The sequence below is a fragment of the Rubrivivax gelatinosus IL144 genome (assembly GCF_000284255.1).
Classification (GTDB): Bacteria; Pseudomonadota; Gammaproteobacteria; order Burkholderiales; family Burkholderiaceae_C; genus Rubrivivax; species Rubrivivax gelatinosus_A.
Genome location: NC_017075.1, coordinates 1321174 through 1337566, shown reverse-complemented (window position 1 = coordinate 1337566; position 16393 = coordinate 1321174). Strand labels below are relative to the sequence as shown.

The following is a 16393-nucleotide window of genomic DNA, read 5'->3' as shown; positions in this document are numbered from 1 at the left end:
CGATGCCCAGCCCGTCGACCGCCCGCCGCGCCATCCGCACCATCGCCGCGTTCGAGGCCGCCAAGGGCCTCGTCGTGCTGCTGGCGGCCAGCGGGCTGCTGTCGCTGGTGCACGCCGACCTGGGCGCGCTCGCCGCGCGGCTGGTGCGTTACTCGCACCTGAATCCGGCGTCGCACTACCCGCAGATCCTCATCGACGCCGCTTCGCACCTGCAGACGCCCAGGCTGGTGTGGCTGGCGCTGGGCGCGATCGCCTACTCGCTGCTGCGCCTGGTCGAGGCCTGGGGCCTGTACCGCGAACGCGCCTGGGCCGAATGGCTGGCCGCCAGCGGCGGCGCGATCTACGTGCCGATCGAACTGGCCGAGGTGCTGCACAAACCGACCGCGCTGGGCCTGGGCGTGATGGCGGCCAACGTCGCCGTCGTCGCCGTGATGGTGATGACGCTGCGGGCGCGGCGCGCGGCGCAGGCTCGCTGAGGCTGCATGCACGACCCACACACGCTCAACTGCCGCTCCTACGACGCCATCGCGGCCGACTGGGAGGATGCACGCACGCGGATGTCGGACGCCGAGGCGGGCCTGCTGGCGCAGCTGCTCGACGGCCTGCCCCCTGGCGCGCGCGTGCTCGACCTGGGCTGCGGCAGCGGCCGGCCGATGGCCGAGGCCGTGGCGGAGCGAGGCTTGCGTGTCACCGGTGTCGACCAGTCGGCATCGATGCTGGCGCTGGCGCGCGCACGCCTGCCCGGCCACGACTGGCGCCTGGCGCGGCTCGAAGGTTTCGAGCCCGATGGCCCTTATGCCGCGGCGCTGGCCTGGGACTCGCTGTTCCACATTCCGCGCGCGGCGCACGCCGCCATCCTGCGCCGCGTGCGTGCGGCACTCGCCCCCGGCGCGCGCTTCATGCTGACCGTCGGCGGCTCGGCGCACCCGGCTTTCACCGACACGATGTTCGGTCACGAGTTCTTCTACGACTCGCACCCGCCCGAGACCAGCTTGGCGATGCTCGAGGCCGAAGGTTTCATCGTCGTGCGGCACGAGTTCCTGAACCGGCCGAACGGCGGCCGCGACAAAGGCCGCGTCGCGATCCTCGCGCGGGTCGATTGAAGCGGGTTACACACCGTCACGGTCGGGCTATCCTGCGCGACGCGGCCCGCGCCGCCGGGGCCGATGGTCGGTGCCGGGCACGGGCCGCAGCACCTCCCGAGACGCGATGAACCTCCGTATCGCCGCAAGCGCGGCCGCCGCGCTGGCCCTGGCCGGCACCCTCGCCGCCCCCGCGCTGGCCAGCCCCGCCGTCGACGCCGTGTCGACCTGCATGACCGACAACACCACCGGCAAGGACCGCAAGGACCTGACGCGCTGGATCTTCATCGCGATGGCCACGCACCCCAGCCTGGAAGACCTGAGCCAGGTCAGCATGGCCGCAGCCGACGAGTCGCAGCGCCGCGTCGCCGATCTGGTGACCCAGCTGATCACCGTGCGCTGCGTCGACCAGGTGCGCGCGCTGATGAAAGCCGAAGGCAGCGATTCGCTGGGCAAGGCCTTCGAGGCGCTGGGCCGCGTCGCGTTCATGGAGCTGACGACCAACCCGGCGGTCGCCCAGACGCTGCAAGGCTACACGCGCTACCTCGACCGCAAGCGCTTCGAGCAGGCGTTCGCCCCGCGTTGAGCACGCCGCAGACCGAGGCGCCGCGCGTCGGCGTCGGCGTCATCGTCGTGCGCGACGGCCTCGTGCTGCTGGGCCGGCGCCTGGGCGCGCACGGCCAGGGCACCTGGGCGCCGCCTGGCGGCCACCTGGAGTTCGGCGAGACGCCCGAGGACTGCGCGCGCCGCGAGCTGCAGGAAGAGACCGGCCTGGTCGCCCGCGAGGTGCTCGCCGCGACCTGGGTGAACAACGTCTTTGCCGACGTCGGCCGGCACTACGTGACGCTGATCACCGTCGTGCCCGCGGCCGACGGCGAGCCGCGTGCGATGGAGCCCGAGCGCTGCGCCGAATGGCGCTGGTTCTCCTGGGACGCGCTGCCGCAGCCGCTGTTCGCGCCGGCGGCCAGCGTGCACGCCTCGGGCTGGCGGCCGCCGGGCGTCTGACGCGGCGTAGCATCGAAGGCTTCGCCCGCGAGCCGTCTGCACGATGCTGATCTACGCCAACCCCCGCCACGCCGCCCACGACGGGCGCCAGGAGATGTTCCGCGGCAAGCTCGTGCCCTGCCATGAGGTGCCGGCGCGGCTGGAGCACGTGCTGGCCGAACTCGGCCGCCGGCCGCTGGGCGAGATCCAGGCGCCGCCGCCGGTGCCGCGGGCGCTGCTCGAAGCGGTGCACGCGTCACGCTACCTGCGCTTCCTCGAGACCGCCTGGGACGACTGGGTGGCGCTGGACCCGGCCAACGCCGCGCTCGACGCCCTGCCCTCGGTCTGGCCGGTGCGCGGCTTCCGTGCCGACCTCGAGCCCGACAACTTCGCCGCCCGGCTGGGCCTGTACTCCTTCGACGCCGGCACGCCGCTGACCGCCGGCACCTGGGCCGCGGCCGAAGCCGGCGCGGCCTGCGCGGCGGCGGCCGCCACGGCGGTGACCGGCGGCGCGCGCGCCGCGCTGGCGCTGACCCGCCCGCCGGGCCACCACGCCGGCCACGACTTCTTCGGCGGCTACTGCTTCGTCAACAACGCCGCGGTCGCCGCCCAGGCGCTGCGCGACGGCGGCGCACGCCGCGTCGCGGTGCTCGACGTCGACTACCACCACGGCAACGGCACGCAGAGCCTGTTCTACGAACGTGCCGACGTGCTGACGGTGTCGATCCACGGCGACCCGCGCACCGAATACCCGTTCTACCTCGGCCACGCCGACGAGACCGGCGCTGTGCACGGCCTGGGCTGCAACCTCAACCTGCCGCTGCCCGCCGGCACCGACTTCGCCGGCTGGCGCCAGGCGCTGGGCACGGCGCTGGCGCGCATCGCCGCCTTCGCGCCCGACGCGCTGGTCGTGGCACTCGGCGTCGACACCTACGAAGGCGATCCGATCTCGCGCTTCCGCCTGGCCAGCGACGACTACCTGAGGGTCGGCGCGGAGATCGCCGGCGCCGGGCTGCCGACGGTGTTCACGCTCGAAGGCGGCTACGCCGTCGCGGCGATGGGCGTCAACGTCGTCAACGTGCTCGAAGGCTTCGAGGCCGCGGCGCGATGAACGACATGCCAGCGCTGTTCACGACGCCGCGACTGACCGTGCGCGAACTCGCGGCCGGCGAAGTGCCGGCCTTGCAGGCGCTGCTGGAGGCCTGCAGCGACTTCTACGTCCTGGTCGGCGGCCTGCCGCCGGCGGCAAACGAAGCCGCCGAGATGTTCGCCGAACGCCCGCCCGAACACCTGAGCTGGACGCGCCACTGGTGCGCCGGCGCCTTCGAGCCCGACGGCGCGCTGGCCGGCGTGCTGCTGGTCATCGCCGACCTCGGCACGCCGGGCTGCTGGCACACGGCGCTGTTCCTGCTGCATCCGCGCCAGCGCGGCACCGGCGCCGCCGCCGAACTGCACGCCGCGCTCGAAGCCTGGGCGCGCGCGCAAGGCGCCCGCTGGCTGCGGCTGGGCGTCGTCGTCGGCAACGAACGCGCCGAACGTTTCTGGCGCCGCTGCGGCTACGAGGCGCTGCGCACGCGGCCGGTCGAAGCCGCCGACGGAAGCACGCGCACGACGACGGCGATGCTCAAGTGCCTGGGCGACGCCGGTGTCGCCGAGTACCTCGAACGGGTGCCGCGCGACCAGCCCGGCTCGACGCTGCCGTGATCCGCACCCCGATCGAAGCCGTCGGCGCCGTCGTCATCGAGGCGGTGCTGTGGATCTACGAGCGCCTGCGCGCCTTCGCCTGGCGCGACCTGGAAGGCCGGCACCACGAGTTCCGCCACGTCCCGATCGACATCGTCGAAGGCGAGGGTTCCGAACGCTGGCTGCGACTGGACCACGTGCGCCGCGTCGTGCCCGAGCTGCCGGTCTTCCCGTCGCTGCGCCACCGCCACCCGCGCGGGCTGCGGCGCGACGAGGACGGGGGTGTCGAACGCATCGAGGCGCGCACGCTGCGCCGCGAGCTGACGCAGGCCCAGGCGCTGCGCACGCGACGTTTCCTGATCTGGCTGGACCGCGTCGTCATCGACCCGGCCGAGCGCCGCGAGCGCATGCGCTCGTCCCACTGAAGCCCCCCATGCAGTTGCTGCCCGCCACCGCCGACGACCGCGAACTGATCGCGGCGATCGTCGCGCATTCCAACGCCGACGTCGCCGCACGTTTCGGCCTCACCGAAACCAACTGCCCGAAACACCCGTCGTTCTGCACGCCGGCGTGGATCGCCGACGAGAACGCACGCGGCCAGCGCTACATCCTGGCGCGCGTCGACGGCGAGGCCGCCGGCTGCGTCGCGCTGGACTTCCCGGCCGAACCCGGCACCGTCTACCTGAACCGTCTGTCGGTGCTGCCGCCCTGGCGCCGGCGCGGCGTCGGCCGCGCGCTGAGCGAGGCCGTGCTGGCCGCCGCCGCCGGCTGGGGCGCTGCGCGCGTCAGCATCGGCGTCATCGCCGCGCACGGCGAGCTGGTGCGCTGGTACGAGCGCCTGGGTTTCGTCGCCGGCACTGCGCGGCGTTTCGAGCACCTGCCGTTCGAGGTGCTCTACATGAGCCGCGAACTGGCGCCCGCCGCGCCGGCGGCGCTGTTCGACACCGAGCGGCTGCATTGCCGGCGCTGGCGGCCCGAAGACCACGAAGCGCTGCAGCGTGTCTACGGCGACGCCGACGCGATGCGCTGGGCCGGCGACGGCCGCGGCATCACGCCGGCCGAGTGCGAAGCCTGGCGGCGCGTCACCGCGATCAACGACGCGACACGCGGCTACGGCATGGCAACGCTGGAGCGGCGCAGCGACGGCCGCATCGTCGGCTTCTGCGGCCTGGTGCACCCGGGCGGCCAGGTCGAGCCCGAGGCCAAGTACGCCTTCGCACGCGAACACTGGGGCCAGGGCCTGGCCAGCGAGGCGCTGCAAGGCCTGCTGGGCTGGGCCGACGCGCGTGGCATCGGGCCGGTCATCGCCACCGTCGCCGAGCCCAACCTCGCGTCGCGGCGCGTCATCGAGAAGGCCGGCATGCACTGCGTCGAACGCCGCGACGAAGACGACGGCATCCCGACGCTGGTCTACGCCCGCCCGGCCGACTGACGCGATGGCACCGGCCCGCGTGCTCGTCAGCGCCTGCCTGTTCGGCGACGCGGTGCGCTGGGACGGCGGCCACAAACGCCTGGACGCAGCGGTGCTGCGGCGCTGGCAGGCCGAAGGCCGGGTCCTCGGCTTCTGCCCCGAATGCGCCGCCGGCCTGGCGGTGCCGCGGCCGCCGGCCGAGATCGAACCCGGGGCCGACGCGGCCGCGGTGCTGGCCGGGCGCGCACGGGTGCTCGCGCGCGACGGCCGGGATCTGAGCGCCGCCTTCGTCGCCGGCGCCGAAGCCGCGCTGCGGGCCGCGCAGGCGGCCGGCGCCACGGTCGCACTGCTGAAGGACGCCAGCCCCTCGTGCGGCAGCCGCTGCGTGCACGACGGCTGTTTCACCGGCGCGACGGTGCCGGGCCGCGGCGTCGCCGCCGAGCGGCTGGCGGCGGCCGGCCTGGCCGTGTTCGCCGACACCGAGATCGAAGCCGCGGATCGCTGGCTTCGGGCGCTGGACGGCGGCACGATCCCCCCATCCCAACCCGCGGAGCCCCGATGAAACGCCTGGTCTTCTTCGCCCCGGTCGCCGCCACCGCCTGCGCCGCGCCGACCGTCGACGAGATCCACGCCTTGTTCGCCTGCGACGACGGACGCACGCTGGACGTCGTCTTCGTGCCGGAGCGCGAGCTTGCGCGTCTGGCCTGGGACGGCGACACGCTGGAACTGCCGCAGCAGCGCACCGGCTCGGGCTACGCCTACTCCAACGGCCGCGTCGGCCTGCGTGGCAAGGGCACGGAACTGCAGTTGGAGATCGGGCGGCGGGTGCCGGTCGACTGCCGCGAGGTGCGCCGCAAGCCGCTCGCCGAACGATGAACCCCGAGCTGTCGCACTACCGCCGCATCGTCTTCCTCACCGGCGCCGGCATCTCCGCCGCATCGGGGCTGCGCACCTATCGCGGCCCGGGCGGCATCTGGGACGACGCCCAGGTCGCCGAATGCGGCCACGTGCACACGCTGCACACCCAGCCGCAGCGCACCTGGGCGCTGTTCGGCAGCATGCGCGAGCCGGTAGCCGCCGCCGAGCCCAACGCCGCGCACCTCGCGCTGGCGCGCTTCGAGGCGGCGCTCGGGCCCGAGCACGACTTCCTGCTGATCACGCAGAACATCGACGGCCTGCACCAGCGCGCCGGCAGCCGGCGTGTCGTCGAGCTGCACGGCAACGTCAGCACGACGCGCTGCAGCAACGACGACTGCGCGCTCGTGCCCTATCCCGACTCGACGACGCACGCCGGCGCGGTGCCGCGCTGCCCGCACTGCGGCTCGGCGCTGCGGCCGGACATCGTGCTCTTCGGCGAGATGCTGCCGATGCAGGCGCTGCGCCACGTGCAGCAGGCGCTGCAGGAATGCGAGCTCTTCGTGGCCGTCGGCACCTCGGGCACCGTGACCCCGGCGGCCGAGTTCGTGCGCGGCGCGCGCTACGCCGGCGCCCACACCGTCTACCTCAACCTCGAGCCGATGCGCCCGCGCCACCCGGCTTTCGCCGAAGAGCTGATCGGCCCGGCCGAGGAACTGCTGCCCCGCTGGCTGGGCACCGCCTGAGCGCGAGCCCATAGCGGCTCTTGCACGCGGCCTACGGCCCAGGCGCCGGACGCTGCGCGCTGCGCCGCGCATTCGGGCGCCCCGTCGGGCGCCGTGCCGCCCCGGGCACGCCTCTCCCACGCACTCGTCAAGCGCTGCGGCGCATCACGCGACGCAACGCGCCTTCGCGTGGGAGCAACTCGGACTTGCGAAAGCGTGTTGACCCCGTGATGCAACAGGCATACGATGGCCCGACCAATCGTTCCTGCGGGTACGATTGGTCAAAACGGGCTTAGCTGACAACCCCAAAAGCTCGGCCTTCATTCATGAGGTGAAATGACATGCTGAAACTACTCGCCGCCTCGCGTAGACGGCCCGGCCTGACGCGAGCGGATTACCAACGCTATATCGAGTTCTATCACGGCACGCTCGCACGGGAACATCGCTCGTCGCTCCGCGCCTATATCCAGAACCACGTCATCGACAGCGCGTTCGGGACGCTGCAGGATTCGACGCACCAGCAGATCGCGGATCGCGACGCGGTCGTCGAACTGATGTTCGACACCTTCCCGGACATGATCAACGCGCTCGAACCGAAAGAGCCGACGCCGGTGGGCCCGGACGGCCAGTTCTTCGCCGACGAATGCAACAGCATCACCGTCATGGCCGAAGAGGAAGAAATTCCGGTGGCCTGTCCGGTGCCGTCGTTCAACCCCGGCCTGGCGGGACTCAAGAACCAGGGCGGGATGAAGGTCATGCATTTCGTCATGCGTGACGACAGCATCTATCCGGAAGACTTCCAGAAGTACTGGCGCGAAGCCCACGACGAAGCGCTGGAAAAGGCTCCGTATGCCAAGAGCCAGCTCCGCCGCTGCCAGGCCAACTGGCGTTTGCGCCTGAACGACAACGACGCCGCGGCGCGCAAGCACTTCAAGCAGGTGAACCCGCCGGTCTACAACCTGGTGTCTTGCCACTGGTACGACACGATGGAACAGGCAGGCGCCTTCCGCGAATACCACGAGGCACTGCAGAAGTCCTCGCGCAAGTTCGTCAACTGGTCGAAGTCGTTCTTCCTGATGACCAAGCAGATCGTCATCATTCGCGACACCGACGGTTATCGCCCGGCGGCCTGAGGGCCACTCAACGGAGTATCAAGAAATGGCAACCAGCGAAACTCTGCGCGAGCTCGCCGTGCAGCAGACCTACACGGAGTATCTCGCCCACACCAAGGTCAAGGCCTCGCTCCTCGAACTGACCGAGGAAGAACGCGCGCGGCCCTTCGCGAAATATCTCTTCGACGAGATCCCGCAGCCCGACCCCAAGGCCATGGCGGTGATGGACCAGCCCTGCGACCCCGACAAGGCGCTGCTCCCCGAGGACATGAACCGCCTGCTCGACCCGGGCTACCTCGAGGTCGAGGCCGGCTGGTGCATCCTGCGCAACGGCGCCGGCTTCATCGCCAACAAGTCGGTGTACCCGGACGTCACCGCCGACATGATCGACTGGTGGTTCGCCTGGCACCCGCTGGAGGATCTGCGCTACCGCATCTGGTACCCGCCGCAGCACGCCGGGATCATGGTCAGCCCCGAGAACCGCAAGCGCCTGCTCGACGAGTCGATCCCGATGTCGCAGCGCAACTGGGGCGTCACGCACCACGTCACCGAGAACTGCAACTGCGGCATGGACAACGTGGACATCCACTTCAAGTCGCCCGAGGACTTCGGCTTCGACATGGCGCGCTGGAAGCGCCCGGCCGTCGCCACGGTGGCCTGCGGCCAGGGCTGGGCGGTGTCGGTGAACAAGACCGACGACAGCGTCACGGCGCCGGCGATGATGTGCCACATCTTCCGCGAGACGCCCCAGGGGCTGGAGCACCGCACCCGGTTCTGGATGGGCTATCGCCTCGTCGGCAAACGTCCCGAGCTGACGCTGCCGCCCGGCGTGCGCGTCCCGGCGGAAAGCGTGCAAGGCCTCGCACGGCACAACGTGAGCGAGTTCACGCGCTACGCGCAGTTCCTCCCGAGAATCTACAAGGAACTCGGCGGAAATATGCTCGCCTGAGCCTTCTCGCGATATTCCGGCAACTTCTGCCGGAGATTTGAACAGATCGTCAAGCGCCCCTCTAGGGCAATTCACAGGCTGTGCAACGCTGCTGCGTTGCGCAGCCTTTTTTCATCCCGCGCCAAGCTGCGGTTAGCACCACTCGCCGTCACGCCCCTTGCGGCGGCGCAAATTCCAAATGTCAACGCCTGACATTTGACGCGCGATAGAGCGCTTCGCGCGTTTTATCGTACTCCGCAGAACGATACATCGACACGGCATCGGCGGGGAATTCCGACGATGCCGGACGGTGGATCGTCAGCGCTTCATTCGCGACCTGCGCCACCTTTTAAAAAGGCGCGGGCGCCAGGTCAGCAACAGATTCTTGAAATCGACCAGCAGGTTTTCGGCGGCAACGCCGGAACTGGCTGGAACCGCGGGAAAAGAGCCGTCAGCCTGCACGCCACGACGCACCGGGAACCACCGGCGGGCGCAGCAGGAGAACAGCGAAACAGCCGAAAGATCGCCAACCCGCGGCCCCGGATACGGGCATCGAAAGGCGACGACGGCATCAAGAAGCATGAAGCAAGAGGTAGATGATCATGAACGCCAGTATTCGACGCGCCGTCTTCGGCGTGACATTGACCGTGGCCGCGACGGCAGCCCAGGCGGAGGGTGACGGAAGCAAACCGTATCGCATGTTCGAGAACCCCGAGCCGCACACCGGCATTTCCTCCTCGGGTTTTGTCTGGCTGGGCTTCTCGACCAACAGCAACACCAGTCACGACACCGCCACGGGCGCCAACAGCACTGGCCCGATGGTCGGTCCGGCAGACGAAGGATTGCAATTCAACCGTGTCCAGTGGACGCTGGAAAGGCGGCTGAAAGCCAATCTCCTGTCACGAATGGGCCCGCTCCCCGGCCCGACCGCGACCGAATGGGATTGGGGCATGCGCATGGACATGGTCTATGGCCGTGACGGCATCCACACCCTGGTCAATGGATTCGATGCCGACTGGGGCGTCAACCGCGCGCCGAGCGACGATCCGAACGGCAAGTCGCGCCAGAATTACCTCGGATTCGCCAACCTTTACGCCCAGATCTACGCCCCCTACGGCGAAGGCGTGGTGCTGACGATCGGCCGCTTCATGACCGGCATCGGCCACCTGCTGCCGACCACCGGCGGCTACGACCCGAGCCAGTTCTATTCCCGGACCTACGCCTTCGCCTCGCAGCCGATCGAGGCCGTCGGCGCGCTAGCCTCGGCGAACGTGATGCGCGGCGAGCGGGGGCTGATGGCGGCTGAACTCGGCATCGTCAACGGCCGCGCCAACTGGCAGGACAACAACAACGACAAGAGCGTCATCGGCGCGCTGCGCTGGCGCAGCCCGGAAATGCGCTGGCGCGTCGACTACGGCTTCATGACAGGCGCCGAGCAGACCGAGCCCGGTTATCCGACGCAGATGCCGTTCCACCGCGTCAGTTCGCCGCGCAACCAGAACCGCCAGCACCACTCGCTGACGATGATCTACAACGCCAGCGAAGCGCTGGGCATGCACGTCGAATACCTGCGTGGCCGCCAGGACGGCGACGGCAAGGCCGACACCGTCGACATATTCGACGGCCCTTACTACAAGGGTGGGGCCTATTACGGGGTCAATGCCGGCATGCGCTACCGCTTGTCGCCGCAGATGACCGCTGGCGTTCGCGCCGAGGTCTTCAACGACACACGGGGCGTTGCGACCTTCCCCAACACGATGGCCCGCGGCCGCTTCCACGGTGTCACCACCGGCATCTCGTACTCGCTGACGCCCAACGTCGTGCTGAGACCGGAACTGCGTTACGACTGGCAGACCGATCGCGGCGTCCTCAAGGCCTTCGGCGACCACACCAAGCAGCAGCAGACCACGCTGTCGGTCGACGCGCGGATCTACTTCTGACGCTGCCGTCGGCCCTGGCCGCCACCTCCGGGCCTATCGTCCGGGGTGCGGTCCGGAGTGCGGCGCGGGAAGGCCGCCACGAGGCGCCGATACAATTCCGCCGGACCGGAGCCAGGGCGAAATCGCCCATGACAGGCTCCGTCTCCGGCCCGGACGCCCATGCGCCGTCGCGGCGCCGGGTTCCGCCGTCAGGTTGTTCATGCGCGACGCCAAGTCGCACGCCGGCGTCACAGCGCGCATGGACTTGCCGAGACCGAGATGGAACCCTCCCCGCCGCAGAACGCCAGCCCACGACGAGCCCGTCGCCCGGGTCGGCCGACCGTCGCCGAGGCCGAACACAAGTCGGCGGAGCTGCTGGAGATCGCGGCCGAGGTGTTCCTGGAGAACGGCTACCGCAACACCAAGATCTCCGACATCATCGCCAAGCTCGGCGGCTCCAAAGGCACGCTGTACGCGCGCTACGCCACCAAGGGCGAGCTGTTCGGCGCGGTCATCGAGCACCAGATCGAACAGGTGGAGCAGGTGTTCAGCAGCCAGCTGGCGGGCGGCGCCGGTCTGGTCGAGGTGATGACGGCCTTCGGGCACACCTTGTTCGCGACGATGTACGACCCGCGCATGGGCTCCCTGTTCAGGATACTGGTCGAGGAAGCGGCCGAGTTCCCCGAACTCGCGCTGAAGCTGCTGCGCTCCGGGCCGTTGCGCGCGACCTTCCTGCTGAAGAGCTACCTCGAGTCGCAACCGGGTTTCGACGCCACGCGAGCCGAAATCGCCGCCGACAGCTTCTGCTCGCTGTGTCTGGGCCTGCCGGTCATCAACTCGCTGCTGAACCCGACCGACCGGCCCAGCCCGGCCGAGGTCGCACGCAAGGTGGCGATCGCGGTGGACACCATCCTCGCCGCCTACTGCCCCGAGCAGCGGCGTCCTGGCGGGCTCCCGTCAGCTTGACGGAACTCAAAACCACGCCGCGAGATGCGCGGCGACACTGGCCCGGCGCCGTGCTCCCGGCCGGCGCCCCGCGCATGGCCACCAAACGTTTCCCGATCAACCCGCCGCACCCTGAACGCACCTGCTGGGGCTGCGACCGCTATTGCGCCGCCGACCAGCTGATCTGCGGCAACGGCTCCGAGCGCACCCAGCACCCGGTCGAGTTCTTCGGCCCCGACTGGCACGACTGGGTGCCGCCGTCGGGCGAGACCGCCACCGACACCACGCCGGCCGACGAGACGCCCGCCGCCTGAGGCGCGTCCCCGCGGTACGGCGCTTGCCGTGCGCGGGCGATGGCACGCGGCACGATCCGCATCGGCATCTCCGGCTGGCGTTACGCGCCCTGGCGCGGCGTCTTCTATCCGCCCGATCTCGTGCAGCGCGACGAGCTCGCGTTCGCGTCGCGCCAGCTGCCGACGATCGAGCTGAACGGCTCGTTCTACTCGCTGCAGACGCCGTCCTCGTACCGCGCCTGGCACGCGGCGACGCCCGAGGGCTTCGTCTTCGCCATCAAGGGGCCGCGCTACATCACCCATCTGCGCCGGCTGAAGGACGTGCGCGTGCCGCTGGCCAACTTCTTCGCCTCCGGGCTGCTGGCGCTGGGCGAGCGCCTGGGGCCGCTGCTGTGGCAGTTCCCGCCGCAGATGCGCTACGACGCCGCGCGCTTCGACGACTTCCTCGCGCTGCTGCCGCAGGACACCACCGCCGCGGCCACGCTGGCCGCCGGGCACGATGCGCGCATCGCCGAGCCCTGGCTGGACGCCGGGCCGCGGCGACGGCTGCGCCACGCGGTCGAGATCCGCCACGCCAGCTTCGCGACGCCGGAGTTCGTCGCGCTGCTGCGCCGCCACCGGGTGGCGCTGGTCGTCGCCGACACAGCCGGCCGCTGGCCGCTGCTGGAAGACCTGTGTGCCGACTTCGTCTACCTGCGCCTGCACGGCGACGCCGAGCTCTACGCCAGCGGCTACGGCGACGCCGCGCTCGACGACTGGGCGCGCCGCATCGAGGCCTGGGCCCGCGGCGGCGAGGTTGACGACGCCCGCCGCGCATCGCCCGAGCCGGCGCCACGCGCCGCGGCGCGCGAGGTCTACGTCTACTTCGACAACGACGTGAAGGTGCACGCGCCCTACGACGCCGCCGCGCTGGCGCAGCGGCTGAGCGTGCCGACCGGGCTGACCGGGCCACGCCCGCCGCTGCCCTCGCCGCCGCCGGTGCGCGCGCGAGCGCCGGGGCACGGCCGCCGCGCCTCCTGAACGCGGGGTCGCGGCGCCGGCACCACCGCACAGAATCGGGCCAGGTTCACACCGAGGTTCCGATGCGCCGTCTTCCCACCCTGCCCCGCGCGCTGCGCGTCCTTCTGGCCACGATGTTCGCCGCGTCGGCGCTGCCGGCCGCCGCGCTGGACCTGGACGCGCTCTGGGACTTCGGCCAGCCGGCGCTGAGCGAGCAGCGTTTCCGCGCCGCGCTGGCCGACGCACGCGGCGACGACGCGCTCGTCCTGCGCACCCAGATCGCGCGCACCAAGGGCCTGCGGCGCGACTTCGACGGCGCGCTCGCCGAACTGGCGGCGATCGAACCACAACTCGCGACCGCAGGCCCGGAAGCGAGCGTGCGCTTCCTGCTGGAGCGAGGCCGCGCCAGGATCTCGCCGGTGCACGACGACGCGGCGCGCACGCCGCAGGCGCTGGCGGCGGCGCGTGCCGACTACCTGGCCGCCGCCGAGCTCGCGCGCCGCAGCGGCCTGGACGGCCTGGCCGTCGATGCACTGCACATGATGGCTTTCGTCGACCGCGAGCCGGCCGACGCGCTGCGCTGGACGCAGCAGGCACTGGACCTGGCCTCGGCCTCGCCGCAGCCCGCCGCGCGTCGCTGGGAGGCTTCGCTGCGCAACAACCTCGGCACGGCGCTGCACGACCTGGGCCGGCACGCCGAAGCCATCGCCCAGTTCCGCGCCGCGCTGGCGCTGCGCCTCGAACGCGGCCAGCCCGAGCGCATCGCCGACGCGCGCTTCGCGCTCGGCTGGGCGCTGCGCGAAGCCGGCCAGCTCGAAGAGGCGCTGGCGATCCAGACCGCGCTGGACCGCGCCGCGACGGCCGCCGGCCGGCCCGACGCCGAGGTGCTGGAGGAACTCGAGGCGATCCAGCGCGCCCGCGGCGACGCCGCGGCCGCCGCCGAGCTCGCCGCACGCCGCCAGGCGCTGCGCCCTTGACCGGCTGCCGCCTGCAAGACGCCGCCCAGCGCCTAGCATCGTCGCCACGACGCGGCCCTCGCCGCGACCGGGAGCAAGCATGTTCGACCACCTCGGCTTCGGCGTCCGCGACATCGAAGCCAGCAGCACCTTCTTCCTCGCGGCGCTGGCGCCGCTGCGGGTCGAACTCGTGATGCGCGGCCCCGACGGCAGCGTCGGCCTGGGCCGCGACGGCAAGCCGTCCTTGTGGCTGTACGAGACGCCCACTGCCCCCGCGCCGCTGCACCTGGCCTTCGTCGCCGAGAGCCGCGCCCAGGTCGACGCCTTCCACGCCGCGGCGCTGGCCGCCGGCGCCCAGGACAACGGCGGCCCGGGGCTGCGCCCTCACTACCACCCGAACTACTACGCCGCCTTCGTCATCGGCCCCGACGGTCACAACGTCGAGGCGGTGATCCACCGGCCGGCCTGAGCCTCAGGCGAGCTGCGGCGAAGGCGGCTGCTCGCCCTCGGCTTCGGCCAGCACGCGCCGCAAAGTCATCGCCGCGGCCGGCGCACGCTCCTTCGCGCCGGCGATGAAGAACAGGAAGACGTCGCGCGGCGGCCCGGGCGGCAGGGGCGGCAGCACGCGCGGCAGGCCCTCGGGCTCGCCGCCGTCGCGCCAGTCGCGCGCGCAGGCGGCCAGCGCCGGGAACACGCGCGGCGACAGGCCCAGCGGCTCGTCCGACTGCGTGCGCATCAGCCGGGCGTAGACGAAGTCGCCGGTCGGGTCGGCGAACGAGGGGTGCAGGTCGGAGTCGGTGAAGACCGTCGCCACACCCAGCCGGCGCGCCAGCTCGACGTACTCGGGCGAGCGGAAGCTGTCGTGGCGCGGCTCCAGCGCGTGGCGCAGCGGCCGGCCACCGGCTTCGCGCGGCAGCAGGCGCACGAAGGCCTCGATCTCGGCGGCGTCGAAGCGTTTGCTCGGCGCGAACTGCCAGAGCACGGGGCCGAGCTTGGCGCCCAGTTCGGCGATGCCGCTGGCGACGAAGCGCTCGATCGCTTCACCGGCCTCGGCCAGCGCCCGCCGGTAGGTGGCGAAACGCGGGGCCTTCAGCGCGAAGACGAAACCCTCGGGCGTCTCGTCGCGCCAGGCGGCGAAGGTCGAGGGCCGCTGCAAACGATAGAAGGTGCCGTTGACCTCGATCGTGTCGAGCCGGGCGCTGGCATAGGGCAGCGCCTGCGCGGCCGGCAGGCCGGGCGGGTAGAAGGTCTCGCGCCAGGGTTCGTAGACCCAGCCGCCGATGCCCACGCGGATCGTGGCCGTCATCCATTGCTCCTTTGCGTCAGCCCCGCGGAGATACTCCGGCGATGTCCATGCCCGTTCGATTGCTTTTGCCCGCCCTCGTGGCCGGCCTGCTCGGCGCCTGCGCGTCCCAGGAGGTCGGCCGCGCCGGCAATGCGGCGACGACGCCGTTGCGAGACCTCAACGTCGTGCGCGAGTCCATCCCCGAAGCGCTGCACGCGGCGCGCAAGGGGCCGTACCGGCTGGCGCCCGACACCAGCTGCGCCAGCAGCGCAGCCGAGATCGCCGCGCTCGACGAGGCGCTGGGCCCCGACCTCGACGCGCCGCCGGGCGCCGAACGCGGCTTGCTGGAACGCGGCGGCGACATCGCCGGCGATGCCGCCGTCGGCGCCGTGCGCAGCACCGCCGAGGACATCGTCCCGTTCCGCGGCTGGATCCGCAAGCTGACCGGGGCCGAACGCCACTCGCGCGAAGTCGCCGCCGCGGTGACCGCCGGCGGCGCACGCCGCGCCTTCCTGAAAGGCTGGCGCAGCGCCCAGGCTTGCCCCGCGGCCGCCGCCACCACCGCTCAACGCCCGTAAGCCGGGTCGCGTGCGCGGCGCTCGGCGAGGTCGCGCACGAGGAAGTGCACCGCGCGGCGCCAGGACTCGTCGCGGTTGCCGCGCATGTCGGCCGACTTGGTCAGCACCAGGCGGCCACTGTCGACGTCGCGCACCTGCAGGTTGACGTTGAGGATCAGCTCGCTGACCTTCTGCACCCAGGCGCTCATCACGAGCCGCGTGCCCAACGCGCGGCCGACCTGGTCGGCACAGTCGTCGCAGCGGTAGAGGTACTCGTGCTGGCCGCGCAGGCGCTCGACCAGCGCCGCGGCCGGCGCCAGCTCGACGACGCGGTAGGCGCCGGTGGCGGCCAGCTCACGCCGCAGCTGCTCGCCGGCCTCGGCCAGGCGGCGCTGCTGGTCGACGACGGTCGCCGGGTTCAGGTGGTCGTCGACGAGTTCGACGTCGAGCACTGCGAGCGCCGGCGGCTCCGCCGTCTGCGCATGGGCGGGCGCGGCCAGCAGGCCGGCGGCGAGGAGCAGGAGCAGCAGGTGTCGCATCGAGTGTGGGCCGGGTCGGCTCCCGGCGGGGCAGGCGGCGTGCCGATCTTCGCGGCGGCCGTGGCCGCGGACCACTGGCGTTGACCCGCGTCGCGAAGGCCGATTCCTGTCGGCCGGATT

At 71.6% G+C, this 16393-nt stretch carries 23 protein-coding genes; 20 read left to right on the top strand and 3 right to left on the bottom strand.

What is annotated here, in order from left to right:
- The first annotated feature begins 2 nt into the window (after window positions 1-2).
- The 13 genes from RGE_RS06325 (at window position 3) to RGE_RS06265 (ending at window position 8801) form a co-directional block, all read left to right on the top strand.
- Window positions 3-476: a DUF2127 domain-containing protein gene (locus tag RGE_RS06325; protein ID WP_014427501.1), complete on the top strand. Its 474-nt coding sequence runs from the start codon at window positions 3-5 to the stop codon at window positions 474-476.
- Window positions 477-482: 6 nt separating this feature from the next.
- Entirely contained in the window at window positions 483-1103 is a 621-nt protein-coding gene (locus RGE_RS06320; RefSeq protein WP_014427500.1) for a class I SAM-dependent methyltransferase, read from the top strand.
- A 106-nt stretch (window positions 1104-1209) separates the two neighbouring features.
- The gene (locus RGE_RS06315) at window positions 1210-1668 is read left to right on the top strand and encodes a hypothetical protein (RefSeq protein WP_014427499.1); all 459 of its coding nucleotides are present in this window, start codon (window positions 1210-1212) and stop codon (window positions 1666-1668) included.
- Window positions 1665-2087, top strand: a complete 423-nt coding sequence (locus RGE_RS06310) for a nucleotide triphosphate diphosphatase NUDT15 (RefSeq protein WP_014427498.1) — start codon at window positions 1665-1667, stop codon at window positions 2085-2087. The genes RGE_RS06315 and RGE_RS06310 overlap by 4 nt, the downstream gene beginning before the upstream one ends.
- Before the next feature lie 43 nt (window positions 2088-2130).
- Window positions 2131-3177, top strand: a complete 1047-nt coding sequence (locus RGE_RS06305; protein WP_014427497.1) for a histone deacetylase family protein — start codon at window positions 2131-2133, stop codon at window positions 3175-3177.
- Complete coding sequence (locus tag RGE_RS06300) at window positions 3174-3770, top strand: GNAT family N-acetyltransferase (protein ID WP_014427496.1); 597 nt, start codon at window positions 3174-3176, stop codon at window positions 3768-3770. The genes RGE_RS06305 and RGE_RS06300 overlap by 4 nt, the downstream gene beginning before the upstream one ends.
- Window positions 3767-4174 (top strand): hypothetical protein, encoded by a 408-nt coding sequence (locus RGE_RS06295; RefSeq protein ID WP_014427495.1) that lies wholly within the window; start codon window positions 3767-3769, stop codon window positions 4172-4174. The genes RGE_RS06300 and RGE_RS06295 overlap by 4 nt, the downstream gene beginning before the upstream one ends.
- An 8-nt stretch (window positions 4175-4182) precedes the next feature.
- Complete coding sequence (locus RGE_RS06290; protein ID WP_014427494.1) at window positions 4183-5181, top strand: GNAT family N-acetyltransferase; 999 nt, start codon at window positions 4183-4185, stop codon at window positions 5179-5181.
- Between the two features lie 4 nt (window positions 5182-5185).
- Window positions 5186-5722 (top strand): DUF523 domain-containing protein, encoded by a 537-nt coding sequence (locus tag RGE_RS06285; protein ID WP_014427493.1) that lies wholly within the window; start codon window positions 5186-5188, stop codon window positions 5720-5722.
- The gene (locus RGE_RS06280; protein ID WP_014427492.1) at window positions 5719-6036 is read left to right on the top strand and encodes an MliC family protein; all 318 of its coding nucleotides are present in this window, start codon (window positions 5719-5721) and stop codon (window positions 6034-6036) included. The genes RGE_RS06285 and RGE_RS06280 overlap by 4 nt, the downstream gene beginning before the upstream one ends.
- Window positions 6033-6761 (top strand): SIR2 family NAD-dependent protein deacylase, encoded by a 729-nt coding sequence (locus RGE_RS06275; protein WP_014427491.1) that lies wholly within the window; start codon window positions 6033-6035, stop codon window positions 6759-6761. The genes RGE_RS06280 and RGE_RS06275 overlap by 4 nt, the downstream gene beginning before the upstream one ends.
- 320 nt (window positions 6762-7081) lie before the next feature.
- Complete coding sequence (locus RGE_RS06270; protein ID WP_014427490.1) at window positions 7082-7873, top strand: EthD domain-containing protein; 792 nt, start codon at window positions 7082-7084, stop codon at window positions 7871-7873.
- A 25-nt stretch (window positions 7874-7898) separates the two neighbouring features.
- Window positions 7899-8801: a DAPG hydrolase family protein gene (locus RGE_RS06265; protein ID WP_014427489.1), complete on the top strand. Its 903-nt coding sequence runs from the start codon at window positions 7899-7901 to the stop codon at window positions 8799-8801.
- A 297-nt stretch (window positions 8802-9098) separates the two neighbouring features.
- On the opposite strand, the gene RGE_RS23965 is transcribed toward RGE_RS06265, so the two are convergent.
- Window positions 9099-9362, bottom strand: a complete 264-nt coding sequence (locus tag RGE_RS23965) for a hypothetical protein (RefSeq protein ID WP_148280131.1) — start codon at window positions 9360-9362, stop codon at window positions 9099-9101.
- Between the two features lie 14 nt (window positions 9363-9376).
- Here RGE_RS23965 and RGE_RS06260 point away from each other — a divergent pair, with 14 nt between their 5' ends.
- From RGE_RS06260 to RGE_RS06235, 6 genes are all read left to right on the top strand, one after another.
- Window positions 9377-10720, top strand: coding sequence for an outer membrane beta-barrel protein (locus tag RGE_RS06260; RefSeq protein ID WP_014427488.1), 1344 nt, complete (start codon window positions 9377-9379; stop codon window positions 10718-10720).
- A 258-nt stretch (window positions 10721-10978) separates the two neighbouring features.
- Window positions 10979-11665 (top strand): TetR/AcrR family transcriptional regulator, encoded by a 687-nt coding sequence (locus RGE_RS06255; protein WP_014427487.1) that lies wholly within the window; start codon window positions 10979-10981, stop codon window positions 11663-11665.
- Between the two features lie 74 nt (window positions 11666-11739).
- Window positions 11740-11958, top strand: a complete 219-nt coding sequence (locus RGE_RS06250) for a DUF3079 domain-containing protein (protein ID WP_014427486.1) — start codon at window positions 11740-11742, stop codon at window positions 11956-11958.
- Between the two features lie 39 nt (window positions 11959-11997).
- Window positions 11998-12957: a DUF72 domain-containing protein gene (locus tag RGE_RS06245; RefSeq protein ID WP_014427485.1), complete on the top strand. Its 960-nt coding sequence runs from the start codon at window positions 11998-12000 to the stop codon at window positions 12955-12957.
- Window positions 12958-13019: 62 nt separating this feature from the next.
- Window positions 13020-13913, top strand: coding sequence for a tetratricopeptide repeat protein (locus tag RGE_RS23065; RefSeq protein WP_014427484.1), 894 nt, complete (start codon window positions 13020-13022; stop codon window positions 13911-13913).
- Between the two features lie 79 nt (window positions 13914-13992).
- Window positions 13993-14361 (top strand): VOC family protein, encoded by a 369-nt coding sequence (locus RGE_RS06235; protein ID WP_014427483.1) that lies wholly within the window; start codon window positions 13993-13995, stop codon window positions 14359-14361.
- Between the two features lie 3 nt (window positions 14362-14364).
- Here RGE_RS06235 and RGE_RS06230 read toward each other — a convergent pair whose 3' ends face one another.
- Window positions 14365-15198, bottom strand: a complete 834-nt coding sequence (locus RGE_RS06230; protein ID WP_014427482.1) for a DUF72 domain-containing protein — start codon at window positions 15196-15198, stop codon at window positions 14365-14367.
- 41 nt (window positions 15199-15239) lie between these two features.
- On the opposite strand from RGE_RS06230, the gene RGE_RS06225 reads away from it, so the two are divergent.
- Window positions 15240-15755, top strand: a complete 516-nt coding sequence (locus RGE_RS06225) for a hypothetical protein (protein WP_043783857.1) — start codon at window positions 15240-15242, stop codon at window positions 15753-15755.
- On the opposite strand, the gene RGE_RS06220 is transcribed toward RGE_RS06225, so the two are convergent.
- Window positions 15743-16273, bottom strand: coding sequence for a DUF3280 domain-containing protein (locus tag RGE_RS06220; protein ID WP_014427480.1), 531 nt, complete (start codon window positions 16271-16273; stop codon window positions 15743-15745). The genes RGE_RS06225 and RGE_RS06220 overlap by 13 nt on opposite strands.
- Window positions 16274-16393 lie beyond the last annotated feature (120 nt).

What these genes read in the sequence shown, in the direction of transcription:
- RGE_RS06285 (WP_014427493.1), top strand. Translation starts at nt 5,186, where the DNA reads ATGGCACCGGCCCGCGTGCTCGTCAGCGCCTGCCTGTTCGGCGACGCG.
- RGE_RS06245 (WP_014427485.1), top strand. Translation starts at nt 11,998, where the DNA reads ATGGCACGCGGCACGATCCGCATCGGCATCTCCGGCTGGCGTTACGCG.
- RGE_RS06255 (WP_014427487.1), top strand. Translation starts at nt 10,979, where the DNA reads ATGGAACCCTCCCCGCCGCAGAACGCCAGCCCACGACGAGCCCGTCGC.
- RGE_RS06260 (WP_014427488.1), top strand. Translation starts at nt 9,377, where the DNA reads ATGATCATGAACGCCAGTATTCGACGCGCCGTCTTCGGCGTGACATTG.
- RGE_RS06275 (WP_014427491.1), top strand. Translation starts at nt 6,033, where the DNA reads ATGAACCCCGAGCTGTCGCACTACCGCCGCATCGTCTTCCTCACCGGC.
- RGE_RS06250 (WP_014427486.1), top strand. Translation starts at nt 11,740, where the DNA reads ATGGCCACCAAACGTTTCCCGATCAACCCGCCGCACCCTGAACGCACC.
- RGE_RS06320 (WP_014427500.1), top strand. Translation starts at nt 483, where the DNA reads ATGCACGACCCACACACGCTCAACTGCCGCTCCTACGACGCCATCGCG.
- RGE_RS06280 (WP_014427492.1), top strand. Translation starts at nt 5,719, where the DNA reads ATGAAACGCCTGGTCTTCTTCGCCCCGGTCGCCGCCACCGCCTGCGCC.
- RGE_RS06305 (WP_014427497.1), top strand. Translation starts at nt 2,131, where the DNA reads ATGCTGATCTACGCCAACCCCCGCCACGCCGCCCACGACGGGCGCCAG.
- RGE_RS23965 (WP_148280131.1), bottom strand. Translation starts at nt 9,362, where the DNA reads ATGCTTCTTGATGCCGTCGTCGCCTTTCGATGCCCGTATCCGGGGCCG.
- RGE_RS23065 (WP_014427484.1), top strand. Translation starts at nt 13,020, where the DNA reads ATGCGCCGTCTTCCCACCCTGCCCCGCGCGCTGCGCGTCCTTCTGGCC.
- RGE_RS06325 (WP_014427501.1), top strand. Translation starts at nt 3, where the DNA reads ATGCCCAGCCCGTCGACCGCCCGCCGCGCCATCCGCACCATCGCCGCG.
- RGE_RS06220 (WP_014427480.1), bottom strand. Translation starts at nt 16,273, where the DNA reads ATGCGACACCTGCTGCTCCTGCTCCTCGCCGCCGGCCTGCTGGCCGCG.
- RGE_RS06270 (WP_014427490.1), top strand. Translation starts at nt 7,082, where the DNA reads ATGCTGAAACTACTCGCCGCCTCGCGTAGACGGCCCGGCCTGACGCGA.
- RGE_RS06315 (WP_014427499.1), top strand. Translation starts at nt 1,210, where the DNA reads ATGAACCTCCGTATCGCCGCAAGCGCGGCCGCCGCGCTGGCCCTGGCC.
- RGE_RS06300 (WP_014427496.1), top strand. Translation starts at nt 3,174, where the DNA reads ATGAACGACATGCCAGCGCTGTTCACGACGCCGCGACTGACCGTGCGC.
- RGE_RS06230 (WP_014427482.1), bottom strand. Translation starts at nt 15,198, where the DNA reads ATGACGGCCACGATCCGCGTGGGCATCGGCGGCTGGGTCTACGAACCC.
- RGE_RS06235 (WP_014427483.1), top strand. Translation starts at nt 13,993, where the DNA reads ATGTTCGACCACCTCGGCTTCGGCGTCCGCGACATCGAAGCCAGCAGC.
- RGE_RS06225 (WP_043783857.1), top strand. Translation starts at nt 15,240, where the DNA reads ATGTCCATGCCCGTTCGATTGCTTTTGCCCGCCCTCGTGGCCGGCCTG.
- RGE_RS06265 (WP_014427489.1), top strand. Translation starts at nt 7,899, where the DNA reads ATGGCAACCAGCGAAACTCTGCGCGAGCTCGCCGTGCAGCAGACCTAC.
- RGE_RS06290 (WP_014427494.1), top strand. Translation starts at nt 4,183, where the DNA reads ATGCAGTTGCTGCCCGCCACCGCCGACGACCGCGAACTGATCGCGGCG.